The organism is Desulfogranum marinum (assembly GCF_963675105.2).
In the GTDB taxonomy this organism is placed as follows: domain Bacteria; phylum Desulfobacterota; class Desulfobulbia; order Desulfobulbales; family Desulfobulbaceae; genus Desulfogranum; species Desulfogranum marinum.
This window is the reverse complement of record NZ_CAXXRO010000001.1, coordinates 172462-191911: the sequence shown is the minus strand read 5'-3', so window position 1 is coordinate 191911 and position 19450 is coordinate 172462. Positions and strand designations below refer to the sequence as shown.

The 19450-nt window shown below is 45.4% G+C and carries 15 protein-coding genes; 6 read left to right on the top strand and 9 right to left on the bottom strand.

Annotated features, from left to right (window positions below; all coding sequences use genetic code 11):
- The first annotated feature begins 44 nt into the window (after positions 1 to 44).
- A complete protein-coding gene (locus tag ACHZCY_RS00785; protein WP_319547495.1) occupies positions 45 to 1676 on the top strand; it encodes a HEAT repeat domain-containing protein in 1632 nt (543 codons plus the stop codon).
- Between the two features lie 47 nt (positions 1677 to 1723).
- Here ACHZCY_RS00785 and ACHZCY_RS00780 read toward each other — a convergent pair whose 3' ends face one another.
- Together ACHZCY_RS00780 and ACHZCY_RS00775 are read right to left on the bottom strand one after the other, a co-directional pair.
- Positions 1724 to 2527, bottom strand: a complete 804-nt coding sequence (locus tag ACHZCY_RS00780) for a histidinol-phosphatase (RefSeq protein WP_319547494.1) — start codon at positions 2525 to 2527, stop codon at positions 1724 to 1726.
- Between the two features lie 68 nt (positions 2528 to 2595).
- On the bottom strand, positions 2596 to 2793 hold the full coding sequence (locus ACHZCY_RS00775; protein WP_205220637.1) for a hypothetical protein: 198 nt from the start codon (positions 2791 to 2793) through the stop codon (positions 2596 to 2598).
- A gap of 474 nt (positions 2794 to 3267) precedes the next feature.
- On the opposite strand from ACHZCY_RS00775, the gene ACHZCY_RS00770 reads away from it, so the two are divergent.
- Positions 3268 to 4218, top strand: a complete 951-nt coding sequence (locus tag ACHZCY_RS00770) for a YkgJ family cysteine cluster protein (RefSeq protein WP_319547493.1) — start codon at positions 3268 to 3270, stop codon at positions 4216 to 4218.
- A gap of 121 nt (positions 4219 to 4339) precedes the next feature.
- Here ACHZCY_RS00770 and ACHZCY_RS00765 read toward each other — a convergent pair whose 3' ends face one another.
- From ACHZCY_RS00765 to ACHZCY_RS00755, 3 genes are all read right to left on the bottom strand, one after another.
- Complete coding sequence (locus tag ACHZCY_RS00765; protein WP_205220636.1) at positions 4340 to 4804, bottom strand: CBS domain-containing protein; 465 nt, start codon at positions 4802 to 4804, stop codon at positions 4340 to 4342.
- A 167-nt stretch (positions 4805 to 4971) separates the two neighbouring features.
- Positions 4972 to 8547 carry a pyruvate:ferredoxin (flavodoxin) oxidoreductase gene (nifJ, locus tag ACHZCY_RS00760; protein ID WP_319547492.1) on the bottom strand — a complete coding sequence of 1192 codons (3576 nt, stop codon included), beginning with the start codon at positions 8545 to 8547 and terminating at the stop codon, positions 4972 to 4974.
- A gap of 457 nt (positions 8548 to 9004) precedes the next feature.
- A complete protein-coding gene (locus tag ACHZCY_RS00755) occupies positions 9005 to 9184 on the bottom strand; it encodes a hypothetical protein (RefSeq protein WP_319547491.1) in 180 nt (59 codons plus the stop codon).
- A gap of 369 nt (positions 9185 to 9553) precedes the next feature.
- Here ACHZCY_RS00755 and ACHZCY_RS00750 point away from each other — a divergent pair, with 369 nt between their 5' ends.
- The 4 genes from ACHZCY_RS00750 (at position 9554) to ACHZCY_RS00735 (ending at position 14169) form a co-directional block, all read left to right on the top strand.
- Positions 9554 to 11335: a chloride channel protein gene (locus ACHZCY_RS00750; RefSeq protein ID WP_319547490.1), complete on the top strand. Its 1782-nt coding sequence runs from the start codon at positions 9554 to 9556 to the stop codon at positions 11333 to 11335.
- A 190-nt stretch (positions 11336 to 11525) separates the two neighbouring features.
- Positions 11526 to 11894, top strand: coding sequence for a RapZ C-terminal domain-containing protein (locus ACHZCY_RS00745; RefSeq protein WP_205220632.1), 369 nt, complete (start codon positions 11526 to 11528; stop codon positions 11892 to 11894).
- Positions 11895 to 12148: 254 nt separating this feature from the next.
- A complete protein-coding gene (locus tag ACHZCY_RS00740) occupies positions 12149 to 12460 on the top strand; it encodes a phasin family protein (protein WP_319547489.1) in 312 nt (103 codons plus the stop codon).
- 11 nt (positions 12461 to 12471) lie between these two features.
- Positions 12472 to 14169, top strand: coding sequence for an ABC1 kinase family protein (locus tag ACHZCY_RS00735; RefSeq protein WP_319547488.1), 1698 nt, complete (start codon positions 12472 to 12474; stop codon positions 14167 to 14169).
- A gap of 49 nt (positions 14170 to 14218) precedes the next feature.
- Here ACHZCY_RS00735 and ACHZCY_RS00730 read toward each other — a convergent pair whose 3' ends face one another.
- From ACHZCY_RS00730 to ACHZCY_RS00715, 4 genes are all read right to left on the bottom strand, one after another.
- Positions 14219 to 14542, bottom strand: coding sequence for a YdbL family probable chaperone protein (locus ACHZCY_RS00730; RefSeq protein WP_319547487.1), 324 nt, complete (start codon positions 14540 to 14542; stop codon positions 14219 to 14221).
- A gap of 15 nt (positions 14543 to 14557) precedes the next feature.
- Positions 14558 to 14746 (bottom strand): YnbE family lipoprotein, encoded by a 189-nt coding sequence (locus tag ACHZCY_RS00725; protein WP_205220629.1) that lies wholly within the window; start codon positions 14744 to 14746, stop codon positions 14558 to 14560.
- 35 nt (positions 14747 to 14781) lie between these two features.
- A complete protein-coding gene (locus ACHZCY_RS00720) occupies positions 14782 to 17169 on the bottom strand; it encodes an intermembrane phospholipid transport protein YdbH family protein (RefSeq protein WP_319547486.1) in 2388 nt (795 codons plus the stop codon).
- 148 nt (positions 17170 to 17317) lie between these two features.
- Positions 17318 to 19450 carry an efflux RND transporter periplasmic adaptor subunit gene (locus tag ACHZCY_RS00715; protein WP_319547485.1) on the bottom strand — a complete coding sequence of 711 codons (2133 nt, stop codon included), beginning with the start codon at positions 19448 to 19450 and terminating at the stop codon, positions 17318 to 17320.

Here is a 19450-nt window from a genome sequence, read left to right as displayed (position 1 = left end):
TTACAGTATCTATCCAATTATTCAGAGAGCAGTATAGGAGGAATATGGCAGAATTAAACACTGACCATATGATTGAAGAGATTCAGGCTAACATCAAAACAGGCGACAGAATGAAAGCTCGTCTGGTGCTGACCCATATTGGAGATATCGATAGAAAGTCGCAGAACAGGCTGCTTTACGAGCTCTTCAAGGCCGATGTTGACTTTACCGTTCCTCTTTTGAATAATTTGTTGGTTGATAAGCCGGAGCTGGCAGTGAGTCTCCCTGTTATCAGGGAAACTTTAATCTCTAATCTGATTGCCTATCCTGATGTCCTCTTGCAGGCACTTCGTGACACCACCGTCAAAGATAAGACGATTATGATTGAGACCGCCGGGGAGCTCAAACTTGAGCAAGCTGCTCCGGTTCTGGTGGAGTTACTTAGTCAGAACGATGACACTCAGGTTATGCAATTGATTATTGAAAATCTTGGCCTGATTGGTGATCCGGAGTCGGTTAATACGTTAACTGATTTTTTGTATTCTGCAGATCGTAATCTTATCAACAGCGCCATCTATGCTCTCGGGCAGGTCGGAACGCAAACAGCCATGCACCGGCTTGCCGAGAGGATGGGAACTGATAATGAGTTGGATCTGGTTATTCTCACTATTTTTGCTGAAGTACAAGATAAGGTATCGTTGAGAATACTTAATGATACTTTACGCTCCCATTACGCGCATATGCGCATCTATGCAAAGGATACCCTTACTCAGATTGGTTCCAAGGCAGTGCCGACGCTCATTGAAAATTTAAAGGACACCGATAATGACTTCTTGGTTCATACCTTAAATGTGTTGGGCGAGATAGGGGATGAGGCTGCGGTTATGCCCATTCGAACTCTTTTGAACACTGTTCCCCAAGATGCCAATGTACGGTTCGCAGCTTATGAAGCCCTGGCATTGCTTCCGCTTCGTAAAGGAGCATATACCCTGGCAGCTGGACTAACAGATACTGAAGATCATGTTTGTACTGCGGCTGCCAGGGCTATTGATAAAAATTTTAATGAAATTCTTTCGGCCGGCATTAAGAATCTTGTCCGGAGCGGAGGAAGCGAAGCCAGGCATATAGTGAAGATCATAGTGAATGCCGAAGTGGATAACATCTTTTTAAGTCTGGCCAATGAAGAGTTTTTTCAAGAGCTGGCATTGACTTATTTGCCCCATGCCCATCCTGACATCAGAAATCACTACGCCACTGTGCTTCGCGAAAAAGGACTTGGGGGAGCATTTGCTGATCGGATAGAAGGCGAGAGCGGTGAAAAAAATCGTCGGCTGAAGGTGTGTGCCGTAGATGATTCAAGGATGATTCTCAGTATTTACAAGGCAACCTTGCATGAACTGGGGTGTGAGCCGGTATTGTTTGAATTTCCGGAAACAGCTTTGGAATGGCTGGCCAAAGAGCAACCGGCATTTGTCCTCACCGATTTGAATATGCCCGATATTTCAGGAATTGAACTCACTGAAAAAATTCGAAAACTGTATAGTGCCGATGACTTACCAGTGGTAATGGTGACCACCCAGAGTGACATCCAGGATCATGAGGCCGCAACCAATGCAGGTGTCAATGACATATTGATGAAGCCGTTTAACGTGGAGAGCCTGAGAAAGGTGATGGGGAAATTTATCAATCTTCCTTAAAGCGAAAAAGGAGAGTTGTTATAGTACCACCTTGCAGGTTGTCTCTTTTACATCGAGAGCTTGGAGGCGAGTTGCAGATAATCGTTCACCTGGTCGAAATGGCGGCCAACCTGTTGTGGGGCGTGGGCATCTGATCCCGCTACCAGCAGGAGCCCCCGTTGCATTGCCCTGTTTAAAATGGTTGCTTCCGGGAATGGGGCTTTGCGCAATGTGAAGCCTGAAGTATTTATTTCCAGAGCGATTTGTTTTTGTTGCATAGTATCCAAAATGGTGTTGATTTGGATATAGTTTTTTTCAGAAAGCCTTCTCTCTTGGGCATGTCGTAGGCATGCATCCAGATGGCAGACAACATCACAGCGCTCCATAATCAGGATTGCTTCCAAGAGAGAATCAAAATAAGCATCCATGATCAGTGCCGGATCATGTTCAATCAGCAGAGCGAGGCTGTCTGGTTGGCGACTGAGTAGGTTGAAATGCTTTTTTCCTATTCTGTAAAAATGAAGTGAGAGGCCAATTCTGTCCCATGGATAGGCTTTGAGCAGATTGAGAAAAGGGGTTTGCTGTTCCGGATTATAGCCTGCTTCAACTCCTAGTAAAATAGTGAGTTGACCTTCATACGCCTTTTTGAGACGAGTCCCTTCTCTGAAGTAGACAGCAAAGTCTTCTTCGTTCAGCCAGCTTCGCTGGTGATAGGTAATTCCAACTTCCAGATGTTCTAAAAAACAGAGCGTATGCAGGCCTCTGCTGATTGCTGCGACCACATATTCTTCCATGGTACCCTTGGCGTGATTGCAAAGATAGGTATGTACATGACCGTCAAAACCGATATCTATAGGGTCGCATTTGTTCATGCTGAAGCAGAGATGGGGAGGGTTGAGCTAGCCTGCAAGAGAAGGTTTGGCTAGCAGGATTCGTGTAGTCAGGCGTTGCCTCGCGGGAAAAAGTGAACGACTCCGTCGATATCTGATGTATCACAAATATCGCCGTATTCCATCTCAATGTCGACGAGATCCCCTATATTTTGCATTTCCAGAGAGAATGAAGGACCGTCAGGCAGATGATAAACAAGGGTGTCAACTTTGGTGAAGTCTATGGTATGGGATAAAAATAATTTCATTAGGATCGTTATGTACGGTCAGCTAACTCATTGACCAGGTACTCAAAAGTTAAGATACTTTGAATGGATACTTGGGAAGACTATCTTTTTAGAAAGATCGGTATCAATTCATTCAGCCCGTTTTAGTAACAGTTTTAAGGGAAAAAAAACATAAAATTGCATACGGTGATTAAAATTTTTCTTTACCCGTTACTGGACTAATGAAAAGGCGTTGCCTTTGAAGAGGGATTGAGGTGTAGCTAAATTTTATAGATGAAGTTGGAGCGAGATGAGAAGAAAAAGAAAAACCAATCAATAGGGTTTGACACAGAGGAGGGAAATGGTAATATATGAAGTTCCGGGAAAATAATCTTACATAAATAATTTGTTTTTTGTCGTTGAGCATCATGCTCGGTGACAGGGAATATGAAATTTTGGAACTCCTGTATTTGTATTGTTGCAATCTGTCCGGGAAGTTTCTGAAAGAGGAAAAGCATGTCTGAGAAGATGCAACAAGAATTAAGTGATGCAAAAATTTTTACCAGCACCGATAAAAATCCATCCAACATCCTGCCCGAGAAGCTGACTCTCGATTCCGCTCTCCAGTTTGAATGTCATCCAGGGGTGAGTTGTTTTACGGCTTGCTGTCATAATATAAAAATTATTTTGACCCCTTATGACATCCTCTTATTAAAAAAGCGCCTGAATATTGCTTCGCATGAACTGATTACTCAATATACAGAACCAACTTATTTGGAAAAAACCGATATGCCTGGCGTGCAATTAAAATTGGTTGGTGAAAAAAAGGCGTGCCCTTTTGTAACCCCTGAAGGATGCACCGTGTATGAAGATCGTCCTACTGCTTGTCGATATTATCCTGTTGGCATGGCAGATTTTCATGAAGGAGGAACCAATGATGCAGCTGAACAGAAGTTCTTTTTTCTTGTAAAAGAAGATCACTGCAAAGGTCATGAAGAACCAAAAAAATGGACAATTAGAGAGTGGCGTGCAGATCAGGGGGTTGATGTCCGGGATGAGATGAATAAAGAGTGGCTGCGTTTAGTTATGCGGCGTAAATCTTTTGGCTTGCAGGCGACTTTAAGTGATGCTGCCAAAAGAATGTTTTTCATGGCATCAACTGATCTTGATACCTTTCGAAAGTTTGTGTTTGAAAGTTCCTTTCTTGATACCTATGTGGTCGATGAAGAGACACTGGCAAAAATTAAGGAAGACGACATTGAACTTATGTTGTTTTCGTTTCAGTATCTGGCAAACACTCTTTTTGGTGCCGGCGAGATGCCCATCAAGCAAGAAAAGCTGCAAGCGAAGATAGAAGAGATTAAACAGCGCCAGGACAATTCCCTGCAAAACGCTGAACGTGAGTACGAAGAATTGAAGGCTGAGCGGGATCGCCTGTTGCGAGAACGTGAAGAAAAAAAGGGATAAAAGTTACTGTCAGTACGTCCCCAGTTTCTTTTTTGCGGAGCGGCACTGAACAATAAAGCCGGAACACCTTGTTCCGGCTTTATTGTTGTATCGCTCTGTGCAAAATGTAATGATATTCATGTTACCTATTAAAAAGGTGATAAAAAATATCTGAAAGATAAACAACCCCAACCAACTTGCCATTATCCACAACCGGCATTCGTCGGATTCTATCTTTAACCATCCTGTCCACAATCGCCATGAGTGGCTCATCAGGTGGAATGCTCAATATATTAGCATTCATTATCTGACTTACAGTCTTTTCCTTCACTGAATTGATGAATTGATCAAGCTCACCCTGCCAGGAAAGCGTGTCGCCATCAATGCCATAGTTGAGAAAAGATGGTCGCAGGTGATACAAAATATAGAACATACTTATCGTTCCCACCAGTCTGTGGGCATCATCAATAACCATAAGACTGACTGTCTTGTGGCCGGTGGGCCTGACTTTAGCGGTGAGAATTCTATGAATAGCCTTTTCTGCCGGCTCATCCATATGGATGGTATCATAATTTTTAATCATGATATCTTTTGCAAATAACTGCATTGCTGTCTCCTTCTTGGGTTGTTTGCAAGCTACGATGCTTTTTCTTGACTGCGTATATAACACTAGGTGGGAAATAAAGAGCAAGGGAAAAAGTGAAACAACGAAAAACAGCCCTGCCGATTACTCGGCAAGGCTGTTAAGGTACTACCTGATGTCAAGGGTGGGGCTTACTCAGCTTCGAGCGCTTTAGCCCAAGCTTTAAGCATTTTCCAGGACTTATCAGTATCCGCCTGAGATAGCTTCATCAGATCTTCAGCCATATCCGGGTTGGAGAGCTTCAGCATTCTGTAGCGGTTTTCGTTTAATGCATAGTCTGCAAAGGAGATAGTTGGCTCTTTACTATCAATGATGAGAGGATTCTTACCTTCGGCTTCCAAATCAGGGTTGTAGCGGTACAGTGACCAGTGACCACACTCAACAGCCTTCTTCTGCTGCTCAAGACCATGAGCCATGTTGATACCATGGTTAATGCAGTGAGCGTAAGCGATGATCAGGGAAGGTCCATCGTATGCTTCCGCTTCAGCAATGGCTTTGACAGCCTGCTGAGGATTACCACCTATGGCGATACGTGCAACGTATACAGTGCCAAGGGTAGAGAAGATCATACCCATGTTCTTTTTAGGAGCTCGTTTACCACCGGCTGCAAATTGCGCAACCGCAGCACGTGGGGTGGACTTGGACATCTGACCACCAGTGTTGGAGTATACCTCGGTATCCATGACCATTACGTTCACGTTCTCACCGGAAGCAAGGACGTGATCTAATCCGCCGTATCCGATATCGTATGCCCAACCGTCACCACCAAATATCCATACAGACTTTTTAACCAGATAGTCTGCCACAGGAAGAAGTCGCTTGGCGATAATATTGCTGCTACCATCAAGAGCATCTTTCAATGCTGCAACACGCTCACGTTGTGCTTCGATTTCTGTCTGGTTGCTTTGGGTGGCATCAAGAAGACCGTCAGCCATTGCTTTGTCGATCAGTCCTGCTTCAACAGCTTTTTCTACAAGCTCAATTGCTTGATTGCCAAGCTTGTTAACGGCCTGACGCATTCCAAGACCATACTCAGCATTATCTTCGAACAGTGAGTTTGACCATGTCGGTCCACGTCCGTCAGCACGGGTACAGTATGGAGTTGTTGGCAGGTTCCCACCATAAATGGAGGAACAACCGGTTGCATTGGCTACAAACATGCGATCACCAAACAGCTGTGTGACGAGCTTGACGTATGGTGTTTCACCACAGCCTGTACAAGCACCGGAGAACTCAAACAGAGGACGTAAGAGTTGGCTTCCCTTGATGGTGGCTTCTTTGAGGGTGGAACGATCAACTTCTGGAAGCTTAAGGAACGCCTTCCAGTTCTTGCTTTCGCGCTCCAGTACTTCCTCGGTATTGACCATCATCTTCAGAGCGTGTTCTTCAGTCTTGTTGCCATCCGCGTCTTTCTTCTGTGCAGGACAAACGCTTACACACAGCGTACAGCCATAGCAGTCAGCTGTGGAAATCTGAATGGTAAATTTTTGACCTTTGTAGTCTTTACCCACTGCATCAGCGGTTTTGAAATCAGCCGTAGCACCAGCTGCTTCAAGCGCTTCAGGTGTGGCAATTTTCAGGCGGATACAACCATGTGGACAAACCAGTGAACAGCGACCACATTGGATACATGCTTCAGGATCCCAAGATGGAACATTAACTGCGACGTTACGCTTTTCCCACTGGGTGGTCGCGGTAGGCCAGCGACCGTTATCAGGGATCTCCGAAACTTTGAGATCCTCACCATGACCTTCCAGCATTTTTGCAGTAATATTTTTAACGAAATCAGGCGCTTCTTCAGGTACGGTCGGAGGCATTTGATGACCGGTTATTTCGTTTGGTAGAGTTATCTCAACACAATTTTCAATAGCACCGTCAACAGCTGCGTAGTTCATGTTAACGATTTTATCACCCTTGATACCGTAGGTCTTCTTGATCGCTTTCTTGATTGCTGCAACAGCATCATCTTTAGTGAGGATGCCGGAGATCATGAAGAAGGCAGTCTGCATGATCATGTTGATGCGGGCACCCAAACCAATAGCCTGACCAAGCTTAACCGCATCAATGATGAAGAATTTGGCATTCTTTTCAATTAACTGCTTTTGTACCAGAGCTGGGAGATGTGCCCAGATCTCATCCTTGGAGAAGGTGGTAGTCAGTAGAAAGGTGCCTCCGTCTTCCAGGTTTGCCAGCATGTCGTAGCTGTCAAGGAAAGCAAAGTTATGACAGGCGATGAAACTTGCCTTGTTAATCAGGTAAGGAGAAACAATTTTGTTTTCACCAAAACGGAGGTGAGAAACGGTCATGGAACCGGACTTCTTGGAGTCATAAACAAAGTAACCCTGAGTAGAGTTCTCTGTTTCATCACCAATAATCTTGATGGTGTTTTTGTTTGCACCAACCGTACCGTCAGAACCCAGACCATAGAACATTGCACGGTATACGTCGTCACCTTCAATGTTAAATGACTTGTCGTAGTCAAGGCTGGTAAACGTTACATCGTCGTGAGGACCAACACAGAATTTGTTCTTGGGTGCAAATGATGTTTGGTTGTCAAATACCGCTTTTACCATTGCTGGAGTGAATTCAGCAGAACCAAGACCGTAACGACCACCGAGAATGGTTGGTGGTATCATGGTTGGATTTGCTTCGGCAGCTTCAGCAACTGCAGTGCGAACGTTGAGGTAAAGAGGATCGCCAAGAGCACCAGGCTCTTTAACGCGATCAAGAACAGAGATGCGTTCTACGGTTGAAGGCAGGGCGTTAACCATGGCCTTGGCGTCAAATGGGTGGAACAGGCGAACAATAACAACACCTACTCTTTCACCTTGGGCAACCATATAATCGATGGTTTGCTGAGCAACTTCAACACCGGACCCCATGATGACAACAACATCGGTTGCATCAGGTGCACCGTAGTAGTCAAACAGGTTGTATTGACGACCGGTCAGTGCTGCGAATTTATCCATGGTCGCTTGAACGATACCGGGAACAGCGGCATAGTACTTGTTTACAGTCTCACGTCCGGTAAAGTATACATCCGGATTTTGGGCGGTACCACCCATGGTTGGGCGGTCAGGGGTGAGGGCCCGCTCACGGAAATCAGCGATCTTTTCTTCGTCGATCATTGCACTGATATCATCCATGGAAAGCTGCTCAATCTTTTGAACTTCGTGGGAAGTTCGGAAGCCATCAAAAAAATGGATGAAAGGAATGCGGGATGCCAGAGTAGACTGGGTGGAGATGAGTGCCATGTCCTGTGCTTCCAGTACATTGTTGGCACAGAGCATTGCCCAGCCGGTCTGACGAGCGGACATTACGTCACTGTGATCACCGAAGATGGACAGGCCCTGATATGTGAGGGCACGGGCAGTTACATGGAAAACCGTAGGGATCAACTCACCAGCGATTTTATACATGTTGGGCAGCATCAGCAGCAGGCCCTGGGATGCGGTAAAAGTTGTGCAGAGAGCGCCCGAGTTCAGCGAACCATGCAGCGCGCCGGCAACTCCACCCTCGGATTGCATCTGAGAAATAACCGGGATAGAACCCCAGATATTTTCCTGTTTTGCATTAGCCTTGGCATCGGCTTCTGCCGCCATCGGAGAGGATGGGGTGATGGGGTAAATTGTGATGACTTCACTGGTAGCATATGCGACATGCGTACATGCCTGGTTGCCATCAATGTTGACCATTTTTCGCGACATAGCTCATTCTCCTTACACGGTGGTTACTGTTTTCCGACAAAAGAGCCGGAAAGGGTTTTAACAAAGTAAATTCTCCTTACAGCAAACAGAGAACCTAAATACTTGTAATGCCCAAGCGGATATGACTACCGACGTGAAATGATTGACGCCTCATTCAACGATCTGTTTCTGCTTATCCGTCGGGCAATAATTATTCCAGTCAGTTAAGCTAAGATTTAATGCGTAATGTATCCTTTGTCCTGACGAGTTTTTAGAAAGGAAAGGCTACAAAATAGCGACAAGATATACTAAAAAATGTGATTATGCAATGTTAAAGAATTTTGGGCATATTCGGTCCTGTAGCGGCAATGCAAGAGGGGCGAGAAGCCGTTAACTACTCGGGGAATGGAGAAACATTTTATCTTGAAGAATGATGCTTCTCAAGCGCTTGCCGAGACGATCTCAAACCCTGGAAGTTTTATTGATTTTCTTCCTCTATGTAATCTTTGATTTTTTCATAGAGTGATTCCGGAATTTCTTCTTCAAACATAAACTGGTGCGCTTCATCACCTGTTATGGTTTCTTTTACGTGGAGTGGCAGTTGACGAAGAAAGGCTACTTTTTGGGGGGAAGGATTTTCTTTGTTTTGCTTAGGCATATTCTATTTCCAATGAAATAAGGTCTCGTGGAAAAAATAATTATTTGCTGCTGAATGGTTACTGGTCTCTCTATAGTTATTGTTCACGGATATGTAAATAGTAGCTTATAAAAGCAGGTGAAAATCAGTGTATGTTTCCATTAAACGTATAACAATGCCTCTATATCTTTAATACAGCGTAAAAAAGCGTTTCAAAGCTCCCTGCTTTTTGTTATATCTGCCAACTTTGATTTACAAGTGCGTTAATGGGCATGTTGTTTTGCGTTTATCTGCGTATCCCTGTAAACCTTTTAGACTCCACCTGTCTCGTATCCTTTAGGCTGGAAAATTAGAAAAAGTAGTGAATAATAGAATTCTGTCGGAGTATGTATGCGGACTAAGCTCAAACTGTTTCTGCCTGGTGAACAAACACGGGTAATTTTCATCGCTGCATTCATCGGCGTCATGGCGGGTCTTGCAATTATAGCCTTTCGTGAATCTGTGGATTTGGTACATGAAGTGGTCTTTGTTGGTGGGTATGAACTTTTGCGCATTGATGAAGGCGGATGGCGAAAACTCCTCCTGCCTCTTTTACCAATGGTCGGGGCTGTCGCTCTGATCCCTCTCTCCCTTGCTTTTCCCGGAAAGGTAAATGGATATGGATTAACTGCTTTTCTGCGCAGAGTGAATCTGGAAAACGGCGTTATCAGGGGACGTAATATTTTTATCAAGATTGCCGCCACCGCGCTAACCATTGGGTCAGGAAATTCCGCTGGCGTGGAAGGCCCTATTGCGCAAATAGGCGGTGCTGTTGGTTCGCAGGTAGGGCAACGATTCAGGGTTTCCGGCAAGAGAATGAAGGTCTTTATTGCAGCCGGTTCTGCCGGTGGTATTGCCGGCATTTTCAATGCGCCGTTGGCAGGTATTTTTTTTGCTGCAGAAATAGTATTGCTTGGAACGTACGAGATTTCCTCGTTTGCGGCCCTGGTCATTGCCTCTGCCCTTGCAACTGTTGTTTCGCGTGCCTATTACGGCGAAATTCCTGCCTTTCCTATTCCTGATTTTGAGATAGTTAACTATTTTGTTGAGATTCCCCTTTACGCGCTTATGGCTGTAGTTGTTGGAGTCCTTGCTGTGGTGCATATCCGATTTTTTTATTACGTTCGTGACAAATTCCAGGCGACCCCGATCCATCCCCAAGTCAAGCCTATCATCGGCGCCTTTATGATTGGCTGTATCGGGATCTTTTTTCCCCAGGTTATGGGGGACGGGTATGAATATATTGAATCGACCCTCGCCGGTCACGGTATCGTATGGATAATGCTGGCCCTTGTTTTCCTGAAATCCATTGCCACTGCCATCACCCTTGGGTCCGGCGGAGCAGGGGGCGTTTTTGCGCCGGCACTCTTTATCGGTGCCGTCATAGGTGGTGCTTTTGGCGGTGTTGTGCATTACTTTTTTCCAGAATACACTGCATCTTCGGGGGCGTATGCAACCGTCGGTATCGGAGCCTTTCTGGCGGCTTCCACCCATGCGCCTTTGACAGCCATTTTTCTCCTCTTTGAAATGACCGGCAATAATATGGTCATTGTTCCTGTTATGCTTACCGCTGTTTTAGGGACCATGATAGCCAGCCGTTTTTACCATGATTCCATTGATACGGTCGATTTTACTCGTCAGGGAATTGATATTCATGAAGGCAGGGAAGTGGCAATCATGAAGTCAATCCGGGTGGGAAAGGCAATCACAGAAGACGTCGATTTTATTAGTGAAAATGCAAATATTAATCATTTGCTTCAATTGTTTCGCTTTGCCCAAAACAGTTTTTATTTCCCGGTGGTGAACCACAAGGGACTGATGGTGGGAGTTGTGTCCATGCAGGATGTGAAAAACATCCTCCATGATGCAGAACAGCGGGTTTGTTACCTGGTCGGTGCTATTTGTACCCGAGATGTAATCATGCTTACTCCTGATGATAATTTATACGATGCAATGCAGCTTTTTGATGTGAAAGGCATTGACGAAATTCCAGTAGTGGAACGACTGGAAGAACCATGGGTGTTGGGAATGCTTAAACGTCAGGAGGTGATTGCCGCCTATAATCGAGAAATGCTCAATCGCGGGATTACTGAAAAGGCTGAATCGATTCGGATGCTTTGCTCCTCCACCTAAATGGGGAGCCAGTCGTAAAATGGATCAAAGGGGGACAGTTTGACTGTTCCCTTTTTTTGTGCTTTGCGCTGGAATGGTAAAGTATTTCGGTGCTGGAATAATCTCTTTATTTCTGTTGCTTTAGCATTGGGCGTGTATAATACTATTACAACAAAGAAATGTTTATTTTTCAGGCTTATGGAGGTGGCTAGTGGATATTGTTCTGCACTCATTCGGGTATAAACATGGGTATCCTGAGGCTGATGTGGTCCTGGATGTTCGTTTTCTCCCCAACCCATACTGGGTGCCGGAATTAAAGGCAGGGAACGGCTGCGATCCGGAAGTAGCGCTGCATGTCCTGAATAATGAGAAAGGCCATATTTTTTTGGCCAGGCTGGAACCTTTCCTCCAGTTTTTACTGGAAGAACATCAGAAAAAGGAAAGAGAGCAATTAACCGTGGCCATAGGGTGTACAGGAGGCAGGCACCGTAGTGTCGCCGTAACTGAGCACCTTCGTCGTTTTTTGGGCCGGTGCGGTTTTGTACTTGAGGTGTATCATAGAGATATTGATAAAAAGTGAATAATTCCAATATTTTGTGAGTGTGTGGGGCGATGTTGAGTAGGTAGAGATCGAGAGTATGGCAAGGTTATTTTTTATTCGCTGCAAAGTTATAAAAATGAATTAGTGAAGGAAGCTGTTTATAGTCTATAGCCGATGAATTGGTGCCCCACTGAAACCAAGAGTTATGATTTGTTAAAATGTTAACTGCTTGGTTAAGGCTCAATTCATTTGCGAGTTACTATAACTTATAACCTGTAAAGGTGGAGGACGTTATGAAAGAAATGATGAAAAATATTGTGTATGCCGGACTGGGTGCTGCCTTTTTGACCAAGGAAAAAATTGAAGAGCTCCAAGCGGAATTCATTGAAAAAGGTAAAATGTCTCAAGAGGAGGGAAAACAATTTGTCGATGAATTGATGAGCAAATCAGAGAAAGCTAAAGAACAGCTCAATCTTTGGATAAACAGGCGGGTGGAGGAAAAAGTGAAACAGCTCAATCTGGCAACGATCGATGAGGTCAATGAACTTCGAAGACAGATTGAAGAGCTTCAGGTGGCATTAAATACACAAGAAAAGAGCGAATAGGTCGACTGAGAATGTTCAGCATTCGTAAACTTGGTGCCATTGGCCGTACCTACAGGCATCTGAACCGTTATCACCGCATCCTGCGGGTTTTATTCAAGTACGGCTTTGATGATTTGGTTGATAGACTGCATATCGATCAGTATCTTGAATCCGGTTTACGCATGATTAATCGAAAGCCCCGCGAACAGATCGCCAGGCTTTCACGTCCTGAAAGGCTTCGCCTTGTTTTTGAAGAACTGGGGCCTACCTTTATAAAACTAGGGCAGCTCCTCTCTACCAGGCCCGATTTTATCCCTGCTGATTACCTGGACGAACTGGCAAAACTCCAAGATAAGATCCCGCCTTTTTCCTATGAAGAAGTATGCACTATTTTTGCAGAAGAGATGGGGAAGTCACCGGAGCAGGTCTATCGGTATTTTGATTCCACGCCTCTTGCAGCGGCATCCATCGGGCAGGTGCACCGTGCCGTACTTCACGGTGGTGAGGAGGTGGTGGTCAAAGTCCAACGGCCGCAAATTGAGAACATTATAGCCGTTGATCTGGAGATATTGGCTCATATAGCGGAATTGATGGAACAGTATCTGGAAGAGGTACAGGGGCATCGCCCATCGTCCATTGTCCATGAGTTTGCACGAAGCTTGAGTCGGGAGATCGATTTTTCCATAGAGTTAACCAATATTCAGCGTTTCAGGCTTCAGTTTGAGCATAACGATACCGTCCATATTCCCCTTGTCTATCCTCAGTTAAGTAGCGAGCGGTTATTGGTCATGGAATATATTGATGGGATCAAGTGCTCTGATGTTGGAAAATTGACCGCCAATGGTGCTGATCTGCCTCTGCTTGCCGAGCGTGGAGCAGTTCTGGTTATGGAGCAGATTTTTGTCCATGGTTTTTTTCATGCCGACCCGCATCCCGGAAATATTTTTATCCTTCCAGGTAACGTTGTCTGTTTCATAGATTTTGGTCAGATGGGACGCCTGTCCATTAAAGATAGGGAAGATTTTACCGATCTTGTATTGAGCCTCGTTGCCGGTGATGAGCGTAAGGCAACCCGTGGGCTTTTGAATGTTACCTTGCAACATGGTGAAATAGATCAAGCGCTTCTTGCTGGTGATCTTGGCGATATGATGGATATGTATCTTTATCGACCGCTAGGGGAATTGGAGGCGGGAAAAATTTTGCAGGATATTTTGAACCTGGTTTCACGGCACAAACTGTCTATTAAACCAGGGCTCTATTTGATGATGAAGGCCTTGGCCACGGTGGAAGGGGTCGGGCTGGTGCTTGACCCACATTTACAACTCATCAACCTGGCCAAGCCGTTTATGCGTAAGATCCAGTATGGTCGCATGCAGCCTGACCGGATCATGAACGAAATGAGTCATACGGCCGCTTCTTATCTTCAACTTTTTAAGGAAATGCCGGAAGAGGTGCTGGCCATTTCGCGCCAATTGCGAAGCGGCAAGATAAAGATGGAGTTCGAACATCGGGGCGTGCAATCTCTTGGGGTTGCGCTTGACCGGGTTTCCAACCGGGTGTCCTTTGCCATCGTTCTTGCCGCCCTTGTAATCGGTAGTTCTCTTATTGTTCTCTCTGATATACCACCCCGTTGGCATGGTATTCCCATCATCGGCCTGGTCGGTTTTGTCGTGGCCGGAGTAATGGGGTTCTGGTTATTGCTGTCCATTATCCGCCACGGCAAAATGTAGCCCCATTATTGGGATAGGTGTCCGGCAAAAGCTCCTTCCCGCTATAGCATTATTTCTTTTTCCACTGACCGTTAATCTGTACAAAATGACCAGCAGGCGATTTCTCAATGGCCTTTTTGCCGGCAAGCAGCTCAACGCTCTGCAGGGATGTTTTGTTTCGGTTGGCAATACCCTGATAATGTGCTTTACGCTGGGCATTGATTGATTGCACCAGTTTTACCGCTTCCGCATTACCGCCCTCAACAGGTGCCAGGTAACCACTGGGGGTTTCGCCTACCAGTCCTTGGGATTTGGCGGATTGCAGATCCAGGGCGAGAGCACTGCTCAATGCAACAAAGACTGTAATAAAAATGACTGCTACGAACTTTTTCACGGGATTTTCCTCCTCTTAGAATAATCCGCTGTCTTTACTGATGACATCATCAAGTGCTTTTTCTACTTTAACTTGAATTGCATGTTCAATTTTAACATTAAGGTTAATGGTAATAGGTTTTTCCGGGGGAGCAACCTGGACTGTAGGGGTACATCCGATCAGAAAGGCTGTCAGAGTCATGGTGCTGATCAACAATTTCAACATGTTGGGTTCCTTTAGAACAAGGTTATTTCAGAAATTTAATATTGTTTCTGCAGGTGTTTGTCCAAGTCTTTGGTTAAGGCGTCATTATAGCGAAGGCTCTTGAGAAGCGAAAGCAGATTTTGTTCGGTATGAATATTGAGATGTACCGGCCTGGTGGTCGAGAGGGGTGGACTTACTCCTTGCAGTTGAATATCAATTAGGAGAGTGCCGTCTGCCTGGTACCTGACCGGTGCCCTGAGTACGGTAAAATGAAATTCCTCTAATGCCTTGAGTGCGTAGGCTGTGAGCTGGGAATGCTGTGTCGGTAGCCCCTGCGGGCGAAATCTAATGGTGCCGCCGTGTTTGCTTCCATACACTTCCCCGTTATCAAGGCTCACTCTTTTGCGGTCAATAGTCAGCGGAAGATAACCATTTAGTTTTCCATCAACCTGTAATCCTTTCACTTTTAAAACACCGACAATCTGGCCCAGATCGATATCCTCAGCCCGAATGGTAACCGCCTGTTTGTCTGCACCCGGCAGATAGATAAAAGGGTCCGTTTTAATATTACCCTGCATGATGTCGGCACTTAGCTGTTGGATATCAAAGCTGGGAAGCTTACCTTTACCCGAAGGTGAAATGTTGTATATTCCCTGGAGGTTGGTAACAGGAATGGCACGATTGATTTGTGCTATCTCCAGCTTGCCGGGCTTGTTAGATCGTAATTCAGGCACCAAGTCCAGGTCTAGGTTGATATGTAGGCCGGAAAATGGGATTTCTTTGAGGAGGCCGGCTCCGTTTGTGACTTGTACCGATGCCTTTGCCATGAATGGTCGTGCTTTTTGCCAGGAGGCTTCCACGTCGGTGTTGAATTTGCCTGAAGTCATGGTGAGCGGAAGCGATACGCCTTTAATAAGGGAGGCAATACCTTGCGTTGGCGAAAAAAGAATAGGCTCATCTGTTGTCATCCGGGCCATTCCTTTACCGGAGTTCAGGCCGTGTTTTACCGTTATTTTTATTTTTCCGGTATTTTTACTCGGCATCATCTGCAATGCAGCGTTGAGACGTTGGTTCTTGACCAGTATTTTTCCGGTGATCTCTTTCACCGGTAGAGACATCTTACTTGATGTCAAAAGAAGCGCAGATGTTCTCAGAAAGAGATCAGTCTCCAGAGTGGTAGTTATGGCTGTATTTTTCAGGTCTGCATGTATTGATTCACAGGCAAGTTGCAGCTTATCTTTTTCAATCGTGAAAGCAGTTGTTTTCCAGGAGGGAGAGGTGACTTTTATTGTTTCAGAGGCTGTTTGCATGGTGATCGGTACTTTTGCCCCTGGAGTGAAAGTCAACTTCGGAACATGCCATCCGGCAACACTCATCCCATGGATTGTTAACGGAGCAAGTTGAGGGGTGAGGCGTGTTGTGTCTTTGGTTATAAGCAGTTCTCTAAAAGGTGGGATATGTATATCTTGTATATTTGTTCCGCCAATTTCAAGTTGCTTCACCTGCCATGGTTGAGGTGAGGAAAAGTACACGTTTATTCCGCCATCGGCGGGTATCAGGGTGCTGCTGACAGGGAGGTCAAGGCGCTCTATTTTTACCTTGCCGTTTGTTAGCCCTTCAGCCTGTAGCCGGGAGGCGTTGCTAATGGTTATTCGTTTATCGGCATCAAGCGTTAACTTCATGGCCAAATTGAGTGCCCTGACTGAATACCTGGGATGTTGCAGGCCACTAGCCTGCATTTGTAATTGGAGTGACAATGGTTTTTCCAGCTGGAGTGAAAAGGACGCCTTTACCTTGCCACTTTGCCCTTGTAGCTGTTTAACCAGGATATGTTTGGAGAGGTCTTCAATGGAGAAGGTTGCTTGAGCTTCTATTTTTGTTTCATCTGCCGTAAGCTGCAGTGTCTGCGTAGTATGTTTTTCTTTGGTATGGCGGACAATCGCACTGAGTGGTTGATTCTGCCTTCTGTGAAAAGTAACGGCAATGTCCTCTTGATCGGTAAGATGAAGGAGGAGGTCTGAGCGGAGTTTTTTGTCAGTTGTCTTAAACTGTAGCGCAATGGGGGAGGAAAGTAAGCGCGCAGTATGTGTTCCATTGAAAAAAAGTTGTTTAATTGTGAATTCTTTTATCGGTATCGTGACTTCCAGTAAGGTCTTAATACCGTTTTTAATCGCAGATGGATCAAAGGTCGGCTGTTGTGCCTGGGCAGAAGAAGCGGATGGGAGGGTGATCGCCGCGCGTTGTATAGAAAGCTGATCCACTCTGTGAGCAGATAAACCAGCAAGGGAATATTGCAGCAATATCTGTGATGACGATACTGTATATTGTTGCTGGTTATGGTTAAAATCGGCAGAGAAGGCTTCGATGTGAAGACGGTCGAAGGAGAAAGACTGCAGTTTCAGGGAAATGTTGTGGAAATTTTTAAGCGAGAGATACTTCGACACACTCCATTCCAACAGAGGAATTCGAAACAGTATAATCAAGAGAAAAAGCAACGAGCAAAAGAGAATAAAGAGGCAGGTTTTGCGCATAGTCAGTCAATGAAAAAACAGGATGGGAGAAAACGTAAACGTATGATTTTTGAGCATGAGATTACATGAGTTTATCTTTTGCTTTTTGCCAGTTGCTCGCCCACTGCAGGAGGCGTTCAGCGAGGCTGATCCTGTTACCTTGAACAGAGAGTATAGCTTGTTGACCAGCCATAACTTTTTGTTTTATATCAGGTGGAAGTGCAACCCCCAAGGTGAAGCGAGGGGTGAACAATTCATAACTATACCCGTAATCAAACTGGTCCTTTTTACTTTTTCCAACGGACTGACGGACATCAAGTGGGCCGCCATGCATTGCCCCCAGTGCCGGGTAGGCAAGTCTGGTCGTGCCGGTTGGGTCAACCTGGGTCAAGGTAGCTTTGAAAACGCCGATACCCGCTGCCCGCATATTTATAGTGACTTTTTTGCCGACCAGGGAACGGAAAATATCAATATCATCTTGCGAAGCCAAGGCTGAGAGTTGTTTTTGCTGCGGGGTCACGATCCACAACAGTTCCTCTCCTTTGGGGATGAACATACCTATTTTATCTTTGAGTTGCCTGCTGATCACCATACCTTCCCCAGGTGCATGTACCGAAAGAGCTCTAAGGTCATCATCGTTTTTTTGAAATACTTCCTGTTGGGACTGGTATTTTTCTTTCAGGCTCTGCAGCTCCGCAATTTTTCCTGTACTGTGCGCCAGACGCATTTTGAGCTCTAGCTGTTTGAGCAAAAAACGTGATTGGGCGTGCATATGTTCCAATTCTTTGTTTTCTTGGCGAAGCAATAATTGCCCTTTTTTCACCTTCTCACCATCCTTTATTCTGATGGCGGTTATAAATCCTGGGCTTACGGCCTTAACACTGTATTGCTCCCTGTATTCAATGATCCCAGGCGCTTCGATGTGTTTTTTCCAGCCAATAAGATACAGTGCCGCCACAGCCACCAGAAGGCAGAAGGTGGAGCGCCGCAGCAAATGCAAGCCAATGTGCTGGTTTTGTTCCCGATAGTTTGGCCAGCGTTTGATAAAGAAGAACAATGGCATCCCCACCCAGGCTACCAGTGCTCCCAAAGTAATAAATATGCCTAATCCACCGGCCAGTTGACTAGCCAGATATCCCAGAGAAAAAAGAACGAGCACTCGCCAGATAAACACGGCAATGCCGTACCCTTTTACAAAGAGGGGCTCTTTAATAGGGGAACTGATTCCAAGGAAAAATTTTTTCAGGCGACTATTCGCACTGTGCATTCCCCTCTGGTAAAGGTTGGGGATAGAAAGGAGATCTGATAAAATATAATACCCGTCAAAACGCATGAGTGGGTTTGCATTAAACAACAGCGAGCTTATTCCTGCTATAATGACAGTATTGTGAGCAATCATCCCGGTGGTGGAATCGGGGGTGCCGGCCCAGACAAGCACAGCAGTAAATGCTATGCCTATTTCAATAAACATCCCAGCCACAGCTACGTGGATTCGCTGCCACTTTGAAGCAAATTTCCAGGATGAAGTTGCATTGACGTAGGTGAGTGGAATAAATAAAATGAATAGTATGCCTGCTTCATACACCCTGCCTCCATATCGATAACAGACAAGGGAATGGAAAAACTCATGAATAATTTTGAGGCCGAACCAGATGCACCAGACCCATAAGAGATTGTCCATCCCTAGTATGCCCTGGGTTTGAGCACTAAACTCGGACCATCTTGTGAACAGCACCCACGCTGCCATTACCCCTGCGCAGATCCAGAGAGTGAAAAATATTTTTCCTGTTAGCCAAAAAAGCGGTTTGCAATGTCGTAGCAGTCGGTCTGGATTAAAACAGGGGATTTTGATGGAGATCAGATTGAGCCGGTTGAGATTGGTGCGTTTTTGGAAGTTTTGTTTTTGTTCCATATCCGCAGCAAGAATTGTGGCATCCTTTTGTTGGAGTAACTGGCGTCCTGTCAGCCACTGTAAAATGGTCTGTGCCTGTTCTTTATCCAGAGGCGATGCTGATAGAGGGGTGATATGCTCGAGGAGTGGCTCAAGAGAAGAAAAACGGTTAAGATTGGAGATAAAAAGATATTCTTCTTCGCCTATGCGGTAATAGGTGTTCTGTACCGGATCTTCGATGATGTAAAGAGATTGGCCGTTCTCCGTAACCGGAACAAATGTAAGATCCGTGCGTAGACGCGGAAGGGGTGCAGGCGTATCCAT

What these genes read in the sequence shown, in the direction of transcription:
- ACHZCY_RS00770 (WP_319547493.1), top strand. Translation starts at nt 3,268, where the DNA reads ATGTCTGAGAAGATGCAACAAGAATTAAGTGATGCAAAAATTTTTACC.
- ACHZCY_RS00750 (WP_319547490.1), top strand. Translation starts at nt 9,554, where the DNA reads ATGCGGACTAAGCTCAAACTGTTTCTGCCTGGTGAACAAACACGGGTA.
- ACHZCY_RS00740 (WP_319547489.1), top strand. Translation starts at nt 12,149, where the DNA reads ATGAAAGAAATGATGAAAAATATTGTGTATGCCGGACTGGGTGCTGCC.
- ACHZCY_RS00775 (WP_205220637.1), bottom strand. Translation starts at nt 2,793, where the DNA reads ATGAAATTATTTTTATCCCATACCATAGACTTCACCAAAGTTGACACC.
- ACHZCY_RS00755 (WP_319547491.1), bottom strand. Translation starts at nt 9,184, where the DNA reads ATGCCTAAGCAAAACAAAGAAAATCCTTCCCCCCAAAAAGTAGCCTTT.
- ACHZCY_RS00780 (WP_319547494.1), bottom strand. Translation starts at nt 2,527, where the DNA reads ATGAACAAATGCGACCCTATAGATATCGGTTTTGACGGTCATGTACAT.
- ACHZCY_RS00765 (WP_205220636.1), bottom strand. Translation starts at nt 4,804, where the DNA reads ATGCAGTTATTTGCAAAAGATATCATGATTAAAAATTATGATACCATC.
- ACHZCY_RS00735 (WP_319547488.1), top strand. Translation starts at nt 12,472, where the DNA reads ATGTTCAGCATTCGTAAACTTGGTGCCATTGGCCGTACCTACAGGCAT.
- nifJ (WP_319547492.1), bottom strand. Translation starts at nt 8,547, where the DNA reads ATGTCGCGAAAAATGGTCAACATTGATGGCAACCAGGCATGTACGCAT.
- ACHZCY_RS00785 (WP_319547495.1), top strand. Translation starts at nt 45, where the DNA reads ATGGCAGAATTAAACACTGACCATATGATTGAAGAGATTCAGGCTAAC.
- ACHZCY_RS00725 (WP_205220629.1), bottom strand. Translation starts at nt 14,746, where the DNA reads ATGTTGAAATTGTTGATCAGCACCATGACTCTGACAGCCTTTCTGATC.
- ACHZCY_RS00715 (WP_319547485.1), bottom strand. Translation starts at nt 19,450, where the DNA reads ATGGATACGCCTGCACCCCTTCCGCGTCTACGCACGGATCTTACATTT.